We start from the raw sequence: 20,333 nt of genomic DNA, 5'->3' as shown, positions 1-20,333 counted from the left end.
AATCTGACAAGGCACACAATGAGCGATACTCCATCCACCGGCGATCAAAAAACAGGCTATCAGGTTCTCGCGCGCAAATACCGCCCCGAGACTTTTGTCGATCTCGTCGGCCAGGAAGCCATGGTGCGCACCCTCAAAAACGCATTTGCGGCCGATCGCATCGCGCAGGCCTTCATCATGACAGGCATCCGCGGCACGGGCAAAACAACAACAGCCCGCATCATCGCAAAAGGCATGAACTGCATTGGCCCCGATGGAACAGGCACGCCCACAACCGAGCCTTGCGGTGTCTGCGAGCATTGCGTGGCCATCATGGAAGGCCGCCACGTCGACGTAATGGAAATGGACGCCGCCTCTCGCACCGGCGTCAATGACATCCGCGAAATCATCGACTCCGTCGCCTATCGCGCCGCCTCTGCGCGCTACAAGATCTACATCATCGATGAGGTGCACATGCTGTCCACCTCGGCCTTCAACGCACTCCTCAAGACGCTAGAAGAGCCGCCCGCCCATGTGAAATTCATCTTCGCGACAACCGAAATCCGCAAAGTCCCCGTGACTGTGCTGTCGCGCTGCCAGCGCTTCGATCTGCGCCGCATCGAGCCCGAAGACATGATCGGCATGCTCCGTCGCATTGCCGACTCAGAGCAAGCCGAGATAGCCGATGACGCCCTCGCACTCATCACCCGTGCCGCCGAAGGCTCCGCCCGTGATGCCACCTCGCTGCTAGATCAGGCCATCTCTCACGGCGCAGGTGAAACAACCGCCGACCAGGTCCGCGCCATGCTCGGCCTCGCCGACCGCGGCCGCGTCATGGACCTGTTCGAGATGGTCATGAAGGGTGATGCCGCAGGCGCGCTCACCGAGCTTTCCGCGCAATATGCCGACGGAGCCGATCCGATGGCCGTTCTGCGCGATCTGGCCGAGCTTACGCACTGGGTCAGCGTGGTCAAAATTACGCCAGATGCCGCGAATGACCCAACGATTGGCCCCGACGAGCGCGCCCGTGGCCAAGGCTACGCTGAAGGCCTCAGCCTGCGCGTTCTCGCACGCATGTGGCAAATGTTGCTCAAATCACTTGAGGAAGTTGCGCACGCGCCCAACACCATGATGGCCGCCGAAATGGCGATCATCCGCATGACCCATGTCGCCGACCTGCCCACACCCGACGAGCTGGTGAAAAAGCTCGCCGATGCGACCCCGCCTCCTGGCGGCCCGCCCTCAGGCGGCGGTGGTTCAGGTGGCGGCACAAGCGCTGGCGCGCAAGCCGTGGCCCGTGCAAGCTCGGGCGGCACAGGCTCCGCTGGTGGTGTCACCGCACTTGCGCAAGACCCTGCCGAGGCGCTCTCGCGCTATCCCACCTTTGAATATGTGGTCGAGCTGATCCGCGCCAACCGCGATGGCAAACTCCTCATGGATGTCGAGGCCGGCGTGCGCCTCGTCTCCTATCAGCCGGGCCGTATTACATTCGAGCCAAGCCCCAAGGCGCCGTCCGATCTGGCCAACCGCCTCGGCCAACGCCTCCAAGGCTGGACAGGCAACCGCTGGGCCATCACGTTGGTAAATGAAGACGGCGCAGAAACCATTGAAGAGCGCCGCACCGCAGGCAAACGCGCCCAAGAAGCCGAGGCCCTCGCACATCCGCTCGTCTCCGCCGTGTTCGCCGCCTTCCCAACGGCCAAAATCGTGAGCATCCGCACCGAAGATGATATCGCCGCCGCCGCGCAGGTCGAGGCACTTCCGGAAGTAGAAGACGAGTGGGACCCCTTCGAGGAAGACTGAGAGCAACACACGCCGTTGCGCCCCCCCAAAAAAGCCCCAGGAAAAGGCCTTAAAGTGAACGAAACACGTGACAGGTTTTTTGTCGAAGCCCACCTCGTGCTCATGCGCGAGGATCAGGTGCTCATGCTCCTGCGCCAGAACACCGGCTATATGGACAACCATTGGGGCCTCGTCGCAGGCCATGTCGATGCAGGCGAAACCTTTCGCGAAGCCATGGCGCGCGAAGCGCAGGAAGAAGCAGGCCTAACACTTGGGCCTGAAGAGCTACACCTCGCCCACATCATGCATCGCAATTCCGATACCGAGCGCGTTTCACTGTTCTTCACCACAAACGCGCGGATAACCGAACCACAGAATATGGAGCCTGACAAATGCGCCGCCCTCACATGGCATCCGCAGACGGCGCTCCCCGACACCACAATCCCCTACATCCGCTCCGCCCTCGGGCATGTCGCCGCAGGCACGCAGTATTCCGAATTCGGCTGGTAGCTTGCCCCGCAGCTCAATGCCGCCTATCTAAAGACAACAATGACCCTGAAGGAGACAGCAATGCTTAAAGGACTTGGCCAGCTCGGCGATATGGCGGGCATGATGAAAAAAGCGCAAGCGATGCAAAAACAGATGGAAGAGTTGCAAGAAGAGCTACACAATCTCATGGTCTCAGGCGAAAGCGGCGCGGGTCTCGTCAAGGCCACCTGCTCTGCCAAGGGCGAGCTCAAAGGCCTCGATATCGACCCGTCGATCTTCAACCCTGATGAAAAAGAAGTCGTCGAAGATCTGATCCTCGCCGCCATCAAAGATGCTCAAGCCAAAGCCAGTGAAAAAGCCCAATCCGAAATGGCCCGTATCACCGAAAGCCTCGGCCTGCCCAAAGACATGAAGCTGCCTTTCTAAACGTCACCCTTTTTTCTTGCTGCAAATATCCCGGGGGGTGCGGGGGGCTGGCCCCCCGCCTCTGCCCCGGCCACAGAAAGCCCCGCATGAGCAACTCCACCCGCGATATCGACGCGCTCATCGAGCTGATGGCGAAGCTACCGGGCCTTGGCCCGCGCTCTGCGCGCCGCGCCGTGCTGCACCTCATCCGCAAGCGCGCGCTCCTGCTCACGCCTCTGGCCGATCTTATGCACACCGTTGCCGTCACCGCGCGCGAATGTCTGCGCTGCGGTAATATCGGCACAACCGACATCTGCGATATCTGCACCTCCAACAAACGCGCAACAGGCGAAATTTGTGTGGTCGAGGATGTGGCCGACCTCTGGGCCATGGAGCGCTCGGGCGTCTTCAAGGGCCGCTACCATGTTCTCGGCGGCACTCTTTCGGCACTTGATAGCATCGGTCCCGAGGACCTGCGCATCCCGCAGCTCGTCACCCGCCTTGAAAGCGAAAACATCACCGAAGTGATCCTTGCTGTCGGCGCAACGATTGATGGCCAGACCACAGCGCATTACATCGCCGACCAGCTTCAGGGCCGCGTAAAACTCACATCACTGGCCCAAGGCGTGCCCATCGGCGGCGAGCTTGATTACCTTGACGACGGCACAATCACCGCCGCCCTCAACGCCCGAAAAGAAATGTGAACGCGCATATTCTCGCGCCACAATTCGTTTATTTTTTCTTCACAAAACTTTCAGATTTTCGAAAAATACTGCGCTTTACTTAAAAATTCAGAAGTTTTCGCACACCAAAAAGTTACCCTGAGTGTGTCCGCGACAGGACAAACACAAAACAGGGAGGGCACAATGTCCCAAAAAATAGTCGTCGGTTACGATGGAAGCAGTGACTCAGACAAGGCTCTGGCATTCGCTGTGAAACAAGCCAAAGCAGGAAGTAATGCGATCATAATAGCGCATGTTCTGGAATGGTCGCCGTACTCGTTTCTTACCCCGCAAGAGATCGAAGAGCGCAGCAAACGTCGCAAGGAAGAGCTCAAACGCGCCGAGGAAGCGGTGCTCACTCCCGTCGTGAAAAAGCTCTCCGACAGCGGCCTCACCGTCACCACTGCGCTCAAATACGGTAACATCGCCGAGGTGCTCATCGACATCGCCAAAGCAGAAAACGCCGAGATGGTCGTTATCGGGCGCACAGGTCACTCGGGCCTGTCCACCCGCATTTTCGGATCGGTTGCAGGCACACTGGCTCAGGCCGCGCCTGTGCCCGTCGTCATCGTGCCATAATGAAAACAAGGGACAGTAAAATGAAAATGCGAACAAATTTTGCGGCCTCTGTTGCCGCCTCCGGCGCAGCGCTGACACTCTTGCCCGCCGCCGCCACGGCCCAAAGCTTTGACCAGAAGGTCAATGACATTTTTGCCAGCTCAACAGGCTGGTTCGTCAACCTCATCTTCAGCCCGCTCCCGGGCACCTCTTTTCCATGGATCGTCATGTGGCTTGTCGTCGCCGCGACAGTCTTCACAATCTACTTCGGCTTCGTGCAGTTCACGGCCTTCCGTCACTCCATCTCGCTGGTAAAGGGTGATTATTCCGATCCTGACGATGCAGGCGAAGTCAGCCACTTTCAGGCACTCGCAACAGCGCTGTCCGGCACGGTCGGCCTCGGCAACATCGCCGGTGTGGCCGTAGCTGTCGGCATCGGCGGGCCGGGGGCAACCTTCTGGATGATCTTCGCAGGCCTGCTCGGCATGGCCTCAAAGTTCACTGAATGTACCTTGGGCGTGAAGTATCGCAACGAATATGCCGATGGCACCGTTTCGGGCGGCCCGATGTATTACCTCACCAAAGGCTTCGCCGAGCGCGGCCTGCCGGGCGGCAAGTTCCTCGCTGTGATGTTCTCTATCTTCTGTATCCTCGGCGCACTTGGTGGCGGCAATATGTTCCAGGCCAATCAGGCCCATGCCCAGATAGCCAATGTCGTCGGCGATTTTCCGGGTGTCATCACAGGCGTAATCTTCGCTGTTATCGTCGGTCTGGTGATTTTGGGAGGCTTGCAGTCCATCGCCAAGGTCACAGAGAAAATCGTCCCCTTCATGGGCGTTCTTTACGTGGTCACAGCGCTGGTTATCATTGCCATCAACTATGACAAAATTGGCTGGGCTTTCGGCCAGATCTTTGAAGGCGCCTTCACAGGCCTCGGTGTTGCCGGTGGCTTTGTCGGCGCTCTCATTCAGGGCTTCAAACGGGCCGCTTTCTCCAACGAAGCGGGTGTTGGTTCTGCAGCCATCGCCCACTCCGCGGTTAAAACCAAAGAGCCGATCACCGAAGGTTACGTTTCATTGCTCGAGCCGTTCATCGACACAGTGGTAATCTGTACCATGACCGCTCTCGTAATCATCATCTCGGGCCAGCTCGTCTCCGATCCGAACACAGGCCTCTACCTGCTGGATGAAGGCGCGGGCACAATCCAGACAGTTGGTGACAACAAAGGTGTGGCCCTCACATCGGCAGCCTTCTCCTCGGCGTTCGGCGGCTTCAAATATGTGCTGGCACTCGCGGTGGTTCTCTTTGCTTTCTCAACCATGATCAGCTGGTCCTACTACGGCCTCAAAGCCTGGACCTACCTCTTCGGTGAGGGCAAAGGCAAAGAAATGACCTTCAAGGCCATCTTCTGCATCTTCATCGTCATCGGCGCATCGGCCAGCCTCGGCCCTGTCATCGACTTCTCCGATGCAGCAATCTTCGCCATGGCCGTGGTCAATATTCTGGGCCTCTACTTCCTGATGCCAATCGTGAAACGCGAGCTTAACAGCTACGTGTCACGCCTCAGATCAGGCGAGATCAAGCGCTTCAAGTAAGCCTTTGCTCCTATGAAAAATGGAAAGGCCGCCCCGGATACAAAGGGCGGCCTTTTTGCTGATCTGCTTTGGCAGTCAGATCAACCGAGCCGGAGCAGGCGGCTCTCGTGGGCTTTCAGGCAAAGGCGCGCAGTGTCACCATAAGCGCCGTCATGGCTGCGTAGCTCAGGAAAAAGCGAGAAGAGTTCTTCGCGCGCTTCTTCCTCCACAGCGTTCAAGCCCGTTCCTCCGGGGAAGAAGCTCTCGCTTGCTGCCCCTTCGGCATAGATAATTTCATGCTCGTCGAACATGATGTGCACATAGGTAACATCACCGCCCTGTGCCTCGGTCACAGTCGAACCGTTTACAAGATGCTTGGCACTCACCAACACTTCACTTTCACCAAAGAGCAGTGACGCTTCCGGCCCCTGCATCAGCATCCGGTGCTGCGGCGAAACATAGAGCGCACGCTCGTTGCCAATGACATTCGCCTCAAAACGAATTGGCGCAAGCGAGCCGCGTGCAGGCACGGTGCGTTTTCCGATCCAGCGAATAGGCTGCAAACCATGGTCGCGCGTCACTACCAGATCACCGATCTCAAGCGCCGCCACATCGCGCGCGCCGCGTGGTGTCGCAATCCGCGTGCCCTCCGTGAAGCAGATGATGATGTTTTCGATCTCGGTGAAGTTCACAACCGTTCCGTCACCAAGTGTCGCGAAGCCCGTCAGCCCACCGCCCACACCGGGGTCGGTGTTGGTATAGGTGATGTCACCCCAGTGGATCTGGCCCTCGAAATCGAGCGTGTCACCCAGCGTTTCGTCGCCTTCTCCGCCAATAATGCTGATGCTTCCTGTGCCGGTTTCACCTGTCGGGTCGATGGTAAAGTGGTCGTCACCATCGCCGCCTTCGGCCGTATCGTTTTCACCGACGGTGAGCATGTCATCGCCCGCGCCGCCCAGAAGGCTGTCTGCCCCTGCGCCGCCGTCAAGCGTGTCATTGCCTGTGCCACCGGAGATAAGATCGTCACCGCCGCCGCCTGCGAGGCTGTCGTTTCCTGCGTCACCAATGACCGAGTCGTTACCAGCGCCGGCCAATACGGTGTCATCACCAGCGCCCGCTTCGATGGAATCATCATTGTTCTGGGCAAGGTTGTCGCCCGCGTCCACCATGTCGCCATCCGGATCGCCGGTATAAGAGCCGTCGATCAAATCACCCGCTGCCGTGCCGCTGACAATCTCGTCAGTCCCGGGGATACCGAGGGCTTCAAGCGCGCCATAGCTGTCGACTTCACTGGGCAGCACACCCGTCAAAGTGATGCTCTCGCCGTTGGGGAAGCTCAGGATCGCATCGCCCGTGCCGTCACCGTTGGTGTCGGTTACTGTCACGTCGAGCACATTCACAGGGTTGCCGTCGGCGTCGGTCATGCCGCTCACGTCAAGCTGGTCATTGCCGGTGAAGTTGCCGCCGCCCAGATCTGTCGGTGCTTCAAAGCCGTCCACCGTGTCGCTGCCCGAGCCATCGGCAAGAACAACTGTGTCAGTTCCCGCACCCAGAACGATATTTTCAATGTCGATGAATGTCGCTGTATCACCGCCCGAAGTCACGCTGCCGTTTTCCGGGTTGGCACTGGTCAGATCAACTGTTGTGTCCGTTGTCACCGCGCTCATGTCGAGCGTGTCATAATCGGTCACACCGCCGTCGCCACCGTCGATCGTGTCGTTACCGAAGCCGTCTTCTAGGATGATCAGGTCCTGATCATCACCGCCTTCGATACTGTCAGCACCCGTGCCGCCAGCAATCGTGTCATCACCCGTCCAGCCAATGAGGCTATCATCGCCCGCACCGCCCTCGAGAGCGTCATCGCCAAACCAGCCTTGCAACGTATCGTTACCGGTGTCTCCGGCAAGTGTGTCGTCACCGTCACCACCATCAAGGCTGTCATTGCCTGCGCCACCGTCGATGGTGTCATTGCCTGCGTAGCTGAACACGGTATCATCACCCGCGCCCGCAACAACGCTGTCATCATTCGTGCCGGCAGCGTTATCGAGCCCGTCAATCACATCCCCCTCAGGATCAGCGATATAGCCCCCGTCGATCAGATCACCGCCGGCCGTGCCCTCAACAATATAGTTCGGCTGCGGAATACCCATGGCTTCCAGCACATCGGGATCAGTAATGCTTGCTTCCGTCACGCCAACAAGCGTGAGGCTTTCACCGCTCGGGAAGGTCAGAACAGCATCGCCGTTCGCATCCGTGCTGAGGGTCACATCATCGGTGTTGACAGGTGCACCGTTGGTATCAACCAAAGTGCTCACATCCAGAAGATCAACGCCTGTATAAACACCGCCGCTCTCTGTCGGGATGCTGAACCCTTCCACACGGTCCTGGCCTGACCCTGTGCCAAGCACAAGCGTATCCGCACCGCCACCGAGAATGATATTCTCGATCTCGACAAAGTTCACAGTGCCTGTGCCGTTGGTGAAGGTTCCGTTCTCGGGGTTGGCCGAGGTCAGATCAATCGTCAGATCAGACGTGACGCCGCTCAGATCAATCGTGTCGCCGTCTGTCTCAAAGGCTTCTTCACCCTCGACAGTGTCATTGCCGAAGTTGTCAGCAAAAATGAGGGTGTCATCGCCATAACCGCCCCAAAGGAAATCATCCCCTTCACCGCCGTGCAGCTCGTCGTTGCCGTAGCTACCGCGCACCCAGTCATCACCAGCGCCGCCTACAAGCGTGTCGTCACCTTCGTTACCTTCGATGTGGTCATCACCATCACCACCAGCAACATAATCGTTGCCGAACTCACCATAGATGGAGTCGTTGCCAGCATCACCGGTAATGCTGTCGTCACCCTCGTTGCCGTACATAGAATCGTTGCCATCGCCGCCGTCAATCGTGTCGTTGCCGATCCCGCCGCGGGCTGTGTCGTCACCTGCGTCGCCCGAAATGACATCATTTCCAAGGCCGCCATGAATGCTGTCCTGGTCGTCGCCGCCATAGAGAGTGTCTTGACCTGCACCGCCATCAAGGCTGTCATCCCCCGTGCCCCCGACAACCACATCATCGCCGGTCATCCCGTTGATTGTGTCGTTGCCCGCGCCGCCGTCGAGAGAGTCATCGCCTGATGGAACAATCTCAAAGTTCAGATCACCAATGCCCGCGAGGCCCGTGTTACCCACATCGGAACCGGGTTCATAGATGATCTCGATGCTGACGACTTCAAACGGAATGTTCACAGTCACCGCATCTTGAGTACCGGTATGGCCGCTATCAAGATCGGCTTCGCCTTCGATTGTGTTTCCTGTAACCGTGTGATGGGTCACGCCTGTGAAGGTGACCGGCACCTCGTTGCCATCCGCGTCCAGCGCGATGATGGTGAACTGGTCGTCAAACGTCGTGCCGTTGGAATCGACATCAAAAAGCTCGAAGCTCACATTTTCAACGGCCCCGTCAAACTCGATCAAAGTCGAGTTGGCCTCGGTGATCTGGACGTTCGTCGGCCGGTAATACTCATCGACGCCATAGCCCGTGTTGATCAAGCCGCTGCCAGTGACGGTCACACCGACAGTATCCGTGCCGTCAGAGACTGTGGCCACGCCATCGCCATTGGTGAGCGGAACATTGGTCCAGTCCAGTGTCGCGGGCGCCCCTGTCCCTGTTCCGCCATCCCCCATGATGCTGTCGTCACCGGTCCCGCCCTGGATGGTGTCATTGCCACCATCGCCCCAGACGGTGTCATTGCCAGCGCCTGCAACAACGCTGTCGTCGCCATCTCCGGCAGTTACGCTATCGTCATTCGAGCCGTCTGAATGGTCGTTCGCGTCGATCATGTCGCCTTCGGGGTCACCCGCATAGGCCGCGTCAATCGTATCGTCACCGCCGGTGCCCTCGACAATATAGTTTGGCGCGGGAGGCGGGAGGATGAGGCTCTCGATTTCGGTGAAGTTGAAGGTGATCAGGTTGCCCGAGGCATCCTGCACGGTCACGCTGCCCGAGGTGCTGTCGCCGTCGGCGTCAGGCGTTTCGCTGAGCGCGGTGTAGTATGTAAAATCCGAGAGGTTCAGCGTGTCATTGTCGACACCACCTGTGCCGCCATCTACCGTGACGGTGGTGCCGTCGGCGTAGTTCGTGGCGTCCACGACGATGTTGTCGGCATCATCACCCGCGTTGACGATGTCCGCGCCACCGCTCAGCGAGATGAAGTCTCCGCCCGCGCCGCCGAGGATACTGTCATCACCAGCGCCGCCATAGAGCGCGTCGGCCTCCGAGCCGCCATCTATTGTGTCATTACCGGTGCCACCCCAGATGCTGTCGCTTCCGGTGCCGCCGTAGAGCATGTCGTCGCCGGCGTCGCCGTCGATGTTGTCCCCGCCCGCATCGCCGAAGACGGTGTCGTTGCCGTTGCCGCCGTCGACATTGTCGCTGCCATCGCCCGCGACAATGTTGTCGTTGCCGTCGCCGCCGCTGATATAGTCGTTTCCGGCCTCACCATAAAGGCTATCATCGCCCGCACCGCCGTAGACGAGGTCGTCGTCGTCGCCTGCGTAGATGGTATCCCTGCCCGTGCCGCCATAGAGGCTGTCATTGCCCACATCACCGATGATCTGGTCATTGCCCGCACCGCCGTCGATGTAGTCAGCCGCGCCCGTGGCGAAGGCGTCATCACCGTCAAGGTTGTCATCACCGTCGCCGCCGAAGATCGTATCGGAGCCGTCTGCGCCGAAAACGGTATCATTGCCCGCACCGGAAACAACGCTGTCGTTGCCCGCACCCGCTTCAACGTAGTCAGCATTCGAAGCATCTGAGTGGTCCGTGTTGTCGATCATGTCGCCTTCGGGGTCACCCGTGTAGGCCACGTCGATCACATCAGCGCCTGTCGTGCCTTCGACAATGAAGTCCGGAGGATTAGCTGAGGTCTCGATCGTGGCAAGGCCCGTTGAAACATTCCCTGCGGAATCGATGGTGGAATAGGTGAAGTTGTTGGTCCCGATGTCGCCGTCAGTCAGAATATCGACCGTCATATCCGCGTTGAGCGTTATCTGCTCGCCAGAAGGCAGCGTTACCGTGTCGCCCACGTTCACAGCCACGTTGTTGATGTGGGTGATGGTCAGCTGGTTATTGTCAATGTTGATATCATTCGACAGAAGGTCATGCGACTGCGTGACATTCGCGCCCTGCACAAGCTCGTCCCTCTCGGCAATCGAGACGGTCTGGATCGAGTTACCCATAATCAGCAGGTTGGAATCATAGGACGAGTCGCCCCCGTCACCAATCCCGATACGAATGGTATTGGACTCGCCCGCATTCACAGGCGCCGTGAGCGAAAGCACAACAGTGCCCCCGTCCATCTCCGTGTTGTAGGTGTCTAGTGCTGAAGGGTTGTCGACATACAGGTTTGAATTGGTGCCGTCGTTGATCGTGTCAATCGTCACGTTCTGGGTCGACCCGTCGGCCAGCGTCAGCGGAATATATGTTCCGTTGACCCAAACGCCCATAGCATCATTCACACCGCCATTCACATACTCAAGATACTCTTCCGAGGTGAAAACAAACTGCATCGTGAGCAAGTCACCGGCGGCAACAAACTCGGCCTCGAAAAAGGCACCGTCAAAGGTGTCCTGCCCCGAAACAGCGTTAAGATCAGTATCTCCAACGATTCCGCCCGCGCCGGTATGATCCGTGCTTGTGCCATCCGAAACATTGGTGTCGCTTGTGCCGGAACTGTTGGTAAAATCAGCGGCATTACCGGTCGACAAAATAACGCCCGTGTCAGACTGCGTCAGCGAACCAAGCGTCGAAAGGCCGCCAGTATAAGTGCCAGATGCCGAAGCAGCCCCCGTATAAGTGGCGTTTGTTATGGTGACGCCATCTCCGAACATCGCCTCCGCCATGTCCATTGCGGTTGCATTAGTGTTTAAGTTCAGCTCGTTGGCGGTAGGCATAACTCGAGACCTCAATATATTACCAACGCGGTTTCCGCGCTCATTTGTATTGGGGGTATGCCTTTAGAAAGGGTCAAATTTCCGAGCGAAATAAATCGATTTTGTGGTAATATCCGACGCTCAGCGCCACATTTTTTTGAAATAAGGCGCCATGAAGGAAACGTTAATTTCGCCCGTATGCCCTTATCAATAAAGCTGCAAGGGCTTGTCTCGCCGGGCGCATCGGCGACAAATCAGACTAAATCCGCCATAAAATAAGGCGTAGCCGCGACCCTTTATCACAAAAGCCATGGCTACGCCTTATTGTCTCAACAGGCCCGCACGCAGCAGGCCCAATGATCAATTCTCGTCGTCGTCTTCGTCGTCGCCATCGGGCAGATTGAAAAAGCTGTCCGCATCGCGCGAGCTGTCGTGCTTGTCTTCCTCATCGTCGTCATTCCCGCCCAGAGTGAAGGTCTCAAGCCCTTCAATCGCCGTCGGAATCTTCGGCTCGGAATCCATGCCGAGGCTTTGCTCGGTGCTCACCAGCTTGCGGCGCTCGTCATCTGTCATCACTTCGCCATTGGCGGCTTTCTTGGCTGCAGCCTTCTGCACGGCTCCGTCCAGCTCGGACTGTTTGCACAGGCCCAGCGCCACAGGGTCGATCGGATCAATGTTGGAAATGTTCCAATGCGTGCGCTCGCGGATTGCCTGGATGGTCGGCTTGGTTGTGCCGACAAGCTTGCTGATCTGACCATCTGACAACTCGGGGTGAAACTTCACCAACCAGAGAATCGAGGCAGGACGGTCCTGACGTTTGCTGAGCGGCGTGTAGCGTGGCCCGCGGCGTTTTTCCTCACCCACAGCCGAGGCGTAGAACTTGAGCTTCAGCTTGTGTGCGGGGTTTTCCTGCGCCGCGTCAATTTCTTCCTGAGTCAGCTGGTTGTTGGTGATCGGGTCAAAACCCTTCACGCCCGCCGCCACATCACCATCGGCAATGCCCTGAACTTCAAGCTCGTGCATGCCAACAAAGTCAGCAATCTGCTTGAAGCTGATTGTTGTGTTGTCCACCAGCCAAACGGCGGTGGCCTTTGCCATAATCGGTTTCTCAGACATATTCGCCTCCATCAAAAAACTCTCTTCCCATACAACTTTCCCGTGCCCTTGAAGGGGCGAGCCTTTGGAGGGGCTCAGGTTGCCGTTGTCGGGGAACTCAAGCGCTATATACTGGCCCATGAAACATAAGGAAAGAGTGAATGTTACTGCGTGCTTTTGTCGGTTTCCTTCTGCTTACAGGCGCAGCTTTCGCCAAAGGCGAGCGCGCGGGGGAGTTTGACTATTATGTCATGTCGCTCTCGTGGTCGCCCAACTGGTGCGCTCTGGAGGGCGATGCCAAAGGCTCACCGCAATGCAACGCAGACAAAGAGCACGGCTGGGTGCTACACGGCCTCTGGCCACAGTATCACCAAGGCTGGCCCTCGTTCTGCCCGACAATCGAGCCCCAACCGCCCCGCAGCCTGACAAACACCATGGCCGATATCATGGGCACATCAGGGCTCGCCTGGTATCAGTGGAAAAAACACGGCGTCTGCTCGGGGCTGTCTGCACCTGCCTATTACGACCTGTCCCGCAAAGCCTTTGAGAGCATCATGCGCCCACCCGTCTTTCGCAAACTTGACAAGACCATCAAGCTCCCCGCCTCTGTGGTTGAAGATGCGTTCATCAAAGCCAACCCGAGCCTGCGCCGCGACATGATCACCATCACCTGCCGCGCGGGCCATATTCAGGAAGCGCGGATTTGCCTTGGTAAAGACCTGTCCCCTGTCCCCTGCGGGCGCGATGTGTCGCGGGACTGTTCTTTGAATGATGCGCTGTTCGAGCCTGTGGATTGAGAAGGTTTTGCGCCGCGGCTTCGCCGCGTCGCTCCGCTGGGGGCTTTGCCCCCAGACCCCCAGGATATTTTTGGCAATAAGAAAGGGCTAGGAGACTTTCAGCACGATCTTTCCGATATGGGTGCTGCCTTCCATTCGCATGTGGGCCTGCGCGGCATCTTTGAGCGCGAACTCCTGATCCATCACGGGCAGCACACGGCCTGCTTCAAGGAGCGGCCAGACGTGGTCGCGCAGTTCTGCAGCGATCCGCGCTTTGGCGAGGTCCGATTGCGGGCGCAAAGTGCTCCCTGTCACGGTGAGGCGGCGCGCCATAATCTGCGCGAAGTTAAGCTCCACTTTCGGCCCTGTCAGGAAAGCGATCTGCACCAGGCGCCCGTCATCCGCCAACGCACGGATGTTGCGCGGAATATAATCGCCCCCGACCATATCAAGAATGAGGTTCGCGCCGCCCTCGCCCTTGAGCACCTCAACGAAATCTTCCTCACGGTAGTTCATCACCCGCTCCGCCCCGAGCGCGCGGCAAGCCGCTGCTTTCTCGGCATTGCCCACAGTCGTGAACACCCGCGCGCCAAAAACATTTGCCAACTGGATCGCCGTTGTCCCGATACCCGATGAGCCACCATGCACCAGAAAGCGCTCACCCGCCTTAAGGCCCCCGCGCTGGAATACATTGGTCCAGACCGTGAAAAACGTCTCGGGCAAACAGGCCGCTTGCTTCAGGCTCATGCCCTCGGGCACGGGCAGCGCATGCGCCGCTGGCGTGGTGACATACTCGGCGTAGCCCCCGCCCGGCAAAAGCGCGCAAACCTTGTCTCCCACCGCCCATTCGCTCACGCCTTCGCCCAGAGCGGCAACCTCGCCACTGGCCTCAAGGCCAGGCAAATCGCTCGCGCCCTTTGGCGGCGCATAGGCCCCGGCGCGCTGCAAAGCATCAGGGCGGTTCACCCCTGCATAGGCCACCTTGATCAGGATCTCACCATAAGCCGGCTCGGGGCGCACACGCTCTGCCAGCCTCAACACATCGGGCGCACCTGCTTCGGCAATCTCGATCACACGCATCAACGTCTTCCTTATTTCTTTGCTGTTCCGGGCATATCCGTCACAGTCTTCGGCGCGCGCACAGCGCCTGTTACGCGCCCCAGAATATCACCAAAAATCTTGTTTCGCCCCAGCGTATGCTTCGCTTTTTCAATCCGCATCACATCGTCAATGCGCCGCTCGAGAAACGCCCATGTCGCCTCGTGGCCCTCGCTCGTATCACCGAGCCAATATAGCACAGTCGAGGAATACACCCCCGATAAAGTCATACGCTTTGTGTACCAATTCAGGTCGTCCGAGGTGTCACCCAGCGCCCCCCAAATGGCGTCACATGTCTCCCAGATCAGCCGCGCCCCATCGGGCGCATAGGCAGGTAAAGCAAACAGAGTCATTCCACGGCGCACCAGTTCTTTGTCTTCCACCGCTTCAAGGCGGTACCGCACCGCTGCCGCCACACGCGCGGAATAGCGCATCTCCTCAAGCTCGGGTTGCGCCAACCGCGCAAGCATCCGCTCGTCGCCGCGCTTGTGGTAAGCCACAGCAAGGTCCACCGCCCCGCGCGGGCAAAGCCCGTGTGCCAATGCAGGCTCCATACCCGACTCAGCAATAGCCGCTTCAAAACTCGCCGCGCTCCAGCCGTCAAACGGCACATGGTCAAGCGCGGCATCCAGCAATCTGTCTTTTAAATCAGCCATATTCGCCTCCTGCTCTCATACTAGACAAAACCACAGAGGTTTGCTATACGCCAACTTCCTGCAAATCCTTGCAACTTCAAACTAGAAAGGTGGTGAAAACCACATGCAGGTTAGTGTTCGCGACAACAATGTCGATCAGGCGCTCCGCGCCCTGAAGAAAAAGCTACAGCGTGAAGGCGTTTTTCGTGAAATGAAGCTCAAGCAACATTTCGAGAAACCGTCCGAGAAAAAAGCACGCGAGAAAGCTGAAGCTATCCGCCGTCAGCGCAAGCTGGCGCGTAAGAAAGCACAGCGCGAAGGTATGATGTAAATCAAGCCTCTCACAGAGCTTCTCTCTGACACGTAAAAGACAATTTCCCCCGTAGCCTCGCTGCGGGGGTTTTTTATAGCCCCTCGCGCTTTTGTGCATCAACGCAGCCCCACCCTGCGCATTTTCCGCACGTTTCACCCTGTCATTCGCGCCCAAAAGCATTACCTTCGCCTTCAAGAAACCCGAAAGGCACACAACATGACCGACACATATACCCCCCCGAAAGTCTGGACATGGGAGCAGGAAAGCGGCGGCACATTCGCCTCGATCAACCGCCCCATCGCCGGTGCGACCCATGACAAAGAGCTGCCCGTGGGCAAGCACCCTTTGCAGCTTTATTCTCTGGCCACCCCCAATGGCGTCAAAGTCACGGTGCTTCTGGAAGAGTTGCTCGCAGCGGGCCACACCGGAGCAGAATATGACGCATGGCTGATCAACATCGGCGAAGGTGACCAGTTCGGCTCGGGCTTCGTCGAGATCAACCCGAACTCCAAGATACCCGCGATGATGGATCACTCCGTCACGCCCCCCCGTCGCATGTTCGAAAGCGGCAGCATCATGCTGCAACTGGCCGAAAAGTTCGGTGCATTCATCCCGAAAGACGCCACAGCGCGCGGCGAATGCCTCAACTGGCTGTTCTGGCAAATGGGCAGCGCGCCCTATCTCGGCGGCGGCTTCGGACACTTCTACGCCTACGCCCCTGAAAAATACGAATACCCGATCAACCGCTTCGCCATGGAAGTCAAACGCCAGCTCGATGTGCTTGATCGCCGCCTGTCCGAGCACGAATTCCTCTCAGGTTCAGACTACACCATCGCCGATATGGCCAACTGGGCATGGTATGGCCAGCTCGTGCTCGGCCGGCAATATGACGCCGCCGAGTTCCTCGATGTAGCGTCTTACAAAAACGTCCTCCGCTGGGCCAAAGCGATTGATGCGCGCGCGCCCGTGCAGCGCGGCCGCATGGTCAACCGCGCCATGGGCGAGCTCTCAAGCCAGCTGCGCGAGCGTCACGATGCCTCGGATTTCGAAACCAAGACCCAGGACAAAATCGAAGCCACCCAAAGTTAAGCACCACGGCGCCAGCGCGCCGTAGCCTCATAAAGCCGCTCAGCAAAGCGGCGGGCGGTGGTCACATCGCCCGCCCGTATCATCTCGGTCTTGTCGCGCACCGAGCACGCCCCAAGCCCAAGGCAATATCCGTCCTCGTTGATGCCGGCCTTGTCGGGGTCCACGGGCGCGCCAATGTCATCAAGCCCCACCCAGACCATCCCGTGCTGCGCCGCAAACACCGCCATCTGCATCAAGCTGCTCTGCTTGTCCCCGCTCGGATAAGTGGCCACGGTCATGCCTGCCGCGATCTTGTTCTGCCAACTGTCAGGCCCGCCCCAGATGTCACTGCTCGCATCCATAAATGCCTTATAGGGCGCTGACACACTTCCCATATAGGTCGGCGCGGCAAAGACATGCGCATCCGCTCCCCGCATCGCCTCCCAGTCACCTGCCCCGAGCGCCTCCACATCAGCGATATGCACCTGCGCCCCGAGCCGCTCAAGCTCTGCACCGAGCACATCGACAAGCCGCCGCGTATGCCCGTTCCCGGAATGATAACTCACAACAACTTCAATCATCCCTGCACCTTTCTTTTTGCCTCAAATATCCTGGGGGAGCGCGAGGGGGCAAAGCCCCCTCGCAACGGTCGCGTGCGTCAGCACGCGAAATCCCTCAGCATCATCTCCGCCACCTTCTCTGCAATCATGATGGTCGGCGCATTGGTATTGCCGCTCACAATCTTCGGCATCACACTCGCATCCACAACCCGCAGGTTGCCCACGGCCTTCATGCGGCACGCCCCGTCCAGCGGCGCGCTATCCTCCTGCCCCATCCGCACAGTGCACGTCGGGTGAAAAATCGTCGTGCCGATCTCCCCCGCCGCCATCACAAGCTCACCGTCACTGCTCAAATGTGCGCCGGGTTTCATCTCTTCGGGCGCGTAACGCGCCATCGCAGGGGCGCTCATAATCTCGCGTGCCTGCCTGATCGCAGCAACAGCCACCGCGCGGTCGCCCTCCGTGCTCAGATAGTTCGGTGCAATCCTCGGGGCCGCCTTCGCATCCGCGCTGGCAATCTCGACAAACCCGCGGCTCTCTGGCCTGAGGTTACACACACTCGCCGTCATCGCCGGGAAAGTATGCAACCCCTCCCCGAAGGCCTCAAGGCTCAGGGGCTGCACATGGTATTCCAGATCAGCCGTCGCGAGGTCAGGGCGGCTCTTCGCAAACGCCCCAAGCTGGCTCGGGGCCATGCTCATCGGCCCGCTGCGCTTGAGCGCATATTCCAGCCCGATCTTCGCCTTGCCCAAAACCGAGTTCGCCAGCGTGTTCAGCGTCTTGGCCCCCGTCAGCTTCCAAGCACAGCGCAGTTGCAAATGGTCCTGCAAGTTCGCGCCAACGTCCGGCACATCGGCCAGAACCTCAACGCCATGCTTGTCCAAAAGCGCCGCTGGCCCCAACCCTGAAAGCTGCAAAATCTGCGGGCTGCCAATCGCCCCTGCACTCAGCACAACCTCGCCACCGCTGCGCACAACGCTCACAACACCGCCACGCTCGTATTCCACGCCCACACAGCGGCCGTCTTCCACAATCAGCCGCCGCACATGCGCATCCGTCATCGTCTCGATCCGCCCCTTGGGCGCGCCGCGCAAAAACGCCTTTGAGGCGTTCACCCGCCAGCCGCCTTTCTGGCTCACGCGGAAATAGCCCACACCCTCGTTGTCACCGCGGTTAAAGTCGTCCACCGCCGGCAAGCCATAGCTCACCGCCGCATCGCGCCAGTCGTCGAGCACATCCCAGTGCAACCGCTGCGCATCCACGCGCCATTCCCCGCCCGCACCGTGCATCTCGTCGGCTCCGGCAAAGTAATCTTCCGAGCGCTTGAAGTAGGGCAGAACATCGTCCCAGCCCCAGCCCGTCAGGCCCATCTGCCGCCAGCCGTCATAGTCGGCCGCCTGACCGCGCACATAAAGCATCCCGTTGATCGAGGAGCACCCGCCAAGCACCTTGCCCCGTGGATACAGGAGCGAGCGCCCGTTCAGCCCCGCCTCTTCCTCGGTGCGAAAGCACCAGTCGGTGCGCGGATTGCCGATGCAGTAAAGATACCCCATCGGGATATGCACCCAGTGGTAATTGTCCTTACCGCCCGCCTCCAGCAGAAGCACCTTGCGCCCGCCGTCAGCCAGCCGCCGTGCCATAACACAGCCCGCACTGCCCGCCCCGATAACGATATGGTCCCAAGTCATTGGCGCCTCCCACCCTTGCTCCGGACGCTAACCCGCTTGCCGGGAACACGCAAACAGCGAGAGCGTTAAAGAGCAACCAGAGGGCTGGCCGCACGCACAGGGCGCATCTTGCCAAACAGCGTCAAGGCTTCTGCATAGCTCAAGACTGGGCGCGCCGCTTTGCACGAACACCCCGCCAGATGCGGCGGCGGTGTGACAAGCGCCCCCGCCTGTTCACCCATCAGCAAGGTCTCGCAATAGGCCCCGTCCGCCGTCACGATCCCGTGCTCGGCCAGAAGCAAATGGTAATACTGAACTTCAACACAAGGCGCGAGACGGATATCCCCGCCATTGACCAGCGCCTTTGCCGGCACAAAAACCTCGTCAGCCCCGAACAGAAGCTGCGCCGCCGCCGAAGCCACAAGCACCCGGTGCTGCTGGGAAAGGCGCAAAGGCGCATGATTGCCAATCGCACCGGGGCTAAACAAAACGGGCGCATTGCGCCCATATCCGCGCACCACTTTCGAACCGGTCCAAAGCACTGGCTGCTCCCCGTGATCCAGCGTCAAAAGCTTGTCTCCCGCCCAAATCTCGTCAACAGGGATCTCTCCCATCCGCGTGGCGATCCGCGTGCCGGCCTCAAAGCAGACAAACTTGTGATCATAGGTAGGCGAACTGTCGGTCACCCAAAAGTTCGGCTCCATCGACGGGTTGTAGTTGTCGCTATACCACTGCTCGAGGTTAAAGCCGGGCGTCCAGATAATGTGGGTCAGTTCGCCGTTTTCGTCGAGGCCCTCAAAGACAATGACTCCGCCGTCCCCACCGTCCGGCGCCACGTCCGAGCGCACAACAACGGCGTTGTCGATCGTTCCACCGCCGCCAAAGCCGCCCCAACTCAGATCATAGGTGTCGCCAAGCTCGAAAACACGCGGATCATCGTCGCCTTCATTCGAGGTGATGACCAGATCCATGAAGGCTCCGGGCGGGTTGTCAAAGCGGGTGCTGTCAGGCGTAACATAGACATTGCTGCCCGTTCCCGCGGCAAACTCCTCGTCTATGGCATAGAATGTAATTGGCATCCACACGGCCTCAGCTATCGGGCCGACCATAGAAAACGCGCTTTAAGAGAAGACTAAGTTTTCGCCGCTTCATGCGGATTTTTAGCTAAAATGGGAGAGAACGCTAAACAGGCAGCGCCGTTGTCTTGAACACAGTACGAAGCGCAAAACTGCTCTGCATCTGCGCAACGCCGGGCAAACGCGCCAGATGTTGACGGTGGATGCGCGCAAAATCATCGGTGTTTTCAGCCACAACCTTCAGCAAATAATCCGCAGAACCCGCCATCAAGTGGCACTCTAGCACATCAGGTATCCGCCCCACCGCCTTTTCAAAGGCGTCCAGCACTTCATCGGCTTGTGTTTGCAAGGTGATCTCGACAAACACTGTCGTCGGAACGCCCATCTTGCGCGCATTGAGAAGCGCGACATAATCCCGAATGTAGCCTTCTTTCTCAAGCCTCTGCACCCGCCTGTGGCAGGCACTCGGGCTTAAATTGGCCGCTTCGCTCAGCTCTGCATTCGAAATGCGCCCCTTGCGCTGAAGCACCTTCAGAATACGGCGATCTGTCTCATCAATCGACAATCTTGCACATCCCTTCGAATATTTAGGCAATTATGCGAAGATTCTCCCGA

General features: G+C 58.7%; 17 protein-coding genes. 9 read left to right on the top strand and 8 right to left on the bottom strand.

What is annotated here, in order from left to right; translation table 11 throughout:
- The first annotated feature begins 18 nt into the window (after window positions 1-18).
- The 6 genes from OE750_RS11730 (at window position 19) to OE750_RS11705 (ending at window position 5,530) form a co-directional block, all read left to right on the top strand.
- Window positions 19-1,782 (top strand): DNA polymerase III subunit gamma/tau, encoded by a 1,764-nt coding sequence (locus OE750_RS11730; RefSeq protein WP_263764411.1) that lies wholly within the window; start codon window positions 19-21, stop codon window positions 1,780-1,782.
- Between the two features lie 54 nt (window positions 1,783-1,836).
- Window positions 1,837-2,271: an NUDIX hydrolase gene (locus OE750_RS11725; protein ID WP_263764410.1), complete on the top strand. Its 435-nt coding sequence runs from the start codon at window positions 1,837-1,839 to the stop codon at window positions 2,269-2,271.
- A gap of 60 nt (window positions 2,272-2,331) precedes the next feature.
- Window positions 2,332-2,676: a YbaB/EbfC family nucleoid-associated protein gene (locus OE750_RS11720; protein ID WP_263764409.1), complete on the top strand. Its 345-nt coding sequence runs from the start codon at window positions 2,332-2,334 to the stop codon at window positions 2,674-2,676.
- A gap of 86 nt (window positions 2,677-2,762) precedes the next feature.
- Window positions 2,763-3,359 (top strand): recombination mediator RecR, encoded by a 597-nt coding sequence (recR, locus tag OE750_RS11715; RefSeq protein WP_263764408.1) that lies wholly within the window; start codon window positions 2,763-2,765, stop codon window positions 3,357-3,359.
- A gap of 162 nt (window positions 3,360-3,521) precedes the next feature.
- Window positions 3,522-3,956 (top strand): universal stress protein, encoded by a 435-nt coding sequence (locus OE750_RS11710; protein ID WP_263764406.1) that lies wholly within the window; start codon window positions 3,522-3,524, stop codon window positions 3,954-3,956.
- 26 nt (window positions 3,957-3,982) lie between these two features.
- Window positions 3,983-5,530 (top strand): alanine/glycine:cation symporter family protein, encoded by a 1,548-nt coding sequence (locus OE750_RS11705; protein WP_263764488.1) that lies wholly within the window; start codon window positions 3,983-3,985, stop codon window positions 5,528-5,530.
- 80 nt (window positions 5,531-5,610) lie between these two features.
- Here OE750_RS11705 and OE750_RS11700 read toward each other — a convergent pair whose 3' ends face one another.
- The gene (locus tag OE750_RS11700; protein WP_263764405.1) at window positions 5,611-11,451 is read right to left on the bottom strand and encodes a Hint domain-containing protein; all 5,841 of its coding nucleotides are present in this window, start codon (window positions 11,449-11,451) and stop codon (window positions 5,611-5,613) included.
- 339 nt (window positions 11,452-11,790) lie between these two features.
- Window positions 11,791-12,546 (bottom strand): DUF1013 domain-containing protein, encoded by a 756-nt coding sequence (locus tag OE750_RS11695; protein WP_263764403.1) that lies wholly within the window; start codon window positions 12,544-12,546, stop codon window positions 11,791-11,793.
- Window positions 12,547-12,686: 140 nt separating this feature from the next.
- Between OE750_RS11695 and OE750_RS11690 the strand changes: the two genes are divergently transcribed.
- The gene (locus tag OE750_RS11690; protein ID WP_263764402.1) at window positions 12,687-13,322 is read left to right on the top strand and encodes a ribonuclease T2; all 636 of its coding nucleotides are present in this window, start codon (window positions 12,687-12,689) and stop codon (window positions 13,320-13,322) included.
- 87 nt (window positions 13,323-13,409) lie between these two features.
- Here OE750_RS11690 and OE750_RS11685 read toward each other — a convergent pair whose 3' ends face one another.
- Both OE750_RS11685 and OE750_RS11680 read right to left on the bottom strand, forming a co-directional pair.
- Complete coding sequence (locus tag OE750_RS11685) at window positions 13,410-14,381, bottom strand: NAD(P)H-quinone oxidoreductase (RefSeq protein ID WP_263764401.1); 972 nt, start codon at window positions 14,379-14,381, stop codon at window positions 13,410-13,412.
- Window positions 14,382-14,392: 11 nt separating this feature from the next.
- Window positions 14,393-15,055 (bottom strand): COQ9 family protein, encoded by a 663-nt coding sequence (locus OE750_RS11680; protein WP_263764400.1) that lies wholly within the window; start codon window positions 15,053-15,055, stop codon window positions 14,393-14,395.
- Between the two features lie 103 nt (window positions 15,056-15,158).
- Between OE750_RS11680 and rpsU the strand changes: the two genes are divergently transcribed.
- Together rpsU and yghU are read left to right on the top strand one after the other, a co-directional pair.
- Window positions 15,159-15,365: a 30S ribosomal protein S21 gene (rpsU, locus tag OE750_RS11675; RefSeq protein ID WP_007426337.1), complete on the top strand. Its 207-nt coding sequence runs from the start codon at window positions 15,159-15,161 to the stop codon at window positions 15,363-15,365.
- A gap of 198 nt (window positions 15,366-15,563) precedes the next feature.
- Window positions 15,564-16,436: a glutathione-dependent disulfide-bond oxidoreductase gene (gene yghU / locus OE750_RS11670; RefSeq protein ID WP_263764397.1), complete on the top strand. Its 873-nt coding sequence runs from the start codon at window positions 15,564-15,566 to the stop codon at window positions 16,434-16,436.
- Here yghU and OE750_RS11665 read toward each other — a convergent pair.
- From OE750_RS11665 to OE750_RS11650, 4 genes are all read right to left on the bottom strand, one after another.
- The gene (locus OE750_RS11665) at window positions 16,433-16,996 is read right to left on the bottom strand and encodes a flavodoxin family protein (protein ID WP_263764396.1); all 564 of its coding nucleotides are present in this window, start codon (window positions 16,994-16,996) and stop codon (window positions 16,433-16,435) included. The two genes, yghU and OE750_RS11665, sit on opposite strands and share 4 nt — an antisense overlap.
- A gap of 77 nt (window positions 16,997-17,073) precedes the next feature.
- On the bottom strand, window positions 17,074-18,663 hold the full coding sequence (locus OE750_RS11660; protein ID WP_263764395.1) for a GMC family oxidoreductase: 1,590 nt from the start codon (window positions 18,661-18,663) through the stop codon (window positions 17,074-17,076).
- Between the two features lie 65 nt (window positions 18,664-18,728).
- Window positions 18,729-19,721 (bottom strand): Hint domain-containing protein, encoded by a 993-nt coding sequence (locus OE750_RS11655; protein WP_263764394.1) that lies wholly within the window; start codon window positions 19,719-19,721, stop codon window positions 18,729-18,731.
- 103 nt (window positions 19,722-19,824) lie between these two features.
- Entirely contained in the window at window positions 19,825-20,283 is a 459-nt protein-coding gene (locus OE750_RS11650; RefSeq protein ID WP_263764393.1) for an Lrp/AsnC family transcriptional regulator, read from the bottom strand.
- Between the last annotated feature and the right edge of the window lie 50 nt (window positions 20,284-20,333).

The organism is Lentibacter sp. XHP0401 (genome assembly GCF_025751535.1).
In the GTDB taxonomy this organism is placed as follows: domain Bacteria; phylum Pseudomonadota; class Alphaproteobacteria; order Rhodobacterales; family Rhodobacteraceae; genus Lentibacter.
The sequence above is the reverse complement of the archived record's forward strand: the minus strand, read 5'-3'. Positions and strand labels throughout refer to the sequence as shown.

Coding starts and splice junctions, on each gene's coding strand:
- OE750_RS11730 (WP_263764411.1), top strand. CDS start 19: ATGAGCGATACTCCATCCACCGGCGATCAAAAAACAGGCTATCAGGTT.
- OE750_RS11720 (WP_263764409.1), top strand. CDS start 2,332: ATGCTTAAAGGACTTGGCCAGCTCGGCGATATGGCGGGCATGATGAAA.
- recR (WP_263764408.1), top strand. CDS start 2,763: ATGAGCAACTCCACCCGCGATATCGACGCGCTCATCGAGCTGATGGCG.
- OE750_RS11710 (WP_263764406.1), top strand. CDS start 3,522: ATGTCCCAAAAAATAGTCGTCGGTTACGATGGAAGCAGTGACTCAGAC.
- OE750_RS11705 (WP_263764488.1), top strand. CDS start 3,983: ATGCGAACAAATTTTGCGGCCTCTGTTGCCGCCTCCGGCGCAGCGCTG.
- OE750_RS11700 (WP_263764405.1), bottom strand. CDS start 11,451: ATGCCTACCGCCAACGAGCTGAACTTAAACACTAATGCAACCGCAATG.
- OE750_RS11695 (WP_263764403.1), bottom strand. CDS start 12,546: ATGTCTGAGAAACCGATTATGGCAAAGGCCACCGCCGTTTGGCTGGTG.
- OE750_RS11690 (WP_263764402.1), top strand. CDS start 12,687: ATGTTACTGCGTGCTTTTGTCGGTTTCCTTCTGCTTACAGGCGCAGCT.
- OE750_RS11685 (WP_263764401.1), bottom strand. CDS start 14,381: ATGCGTGTGATCGAGATTGCCGAAGCAGGTGCGCCCGATGTGTTGAGG.
- OE750_RS11680 (WP_263764400.1), bottom strand. CDS start 15,055: ATGGCTGATTTAAAAGACAGATTGCTGGATGCCGCGCTTGACCATGTG.
- rpsU (WP_007426337.1), top strand. CDS start 15,159: ATGCAGGTTAGTGTTCGCGACAACAATGTCGATCAGGCGCTCCGCGCC.
- yghU (WP_263764397.1), top strand. CDS start 15,564: ATGACCGACACATATACCCCCCCGAAAGTCTGGACATGGGAGCAGGAA.
- OE750_RS11665 (WP_263764396.1), bottom strand. CDS start 16,996: ATGATTGAAGTTGTTGTGAGTTATCATTCCGGGAACGGGCATACGCGG.
- OE750_RS11660 (WP_263764395.1), bottom strand. CDS start 18,663: ATGACTTGGGACCATATCGTTATCGGGGCGGGCAGTGCGGGCTGTGTT.
- OE750_RS11655 (WP_263764394.1), bottom strand. CDS start 19,721: ATGCCAATTACATTCTATGCCATAGACGAGGAGTTTGCCGCGGGAACG.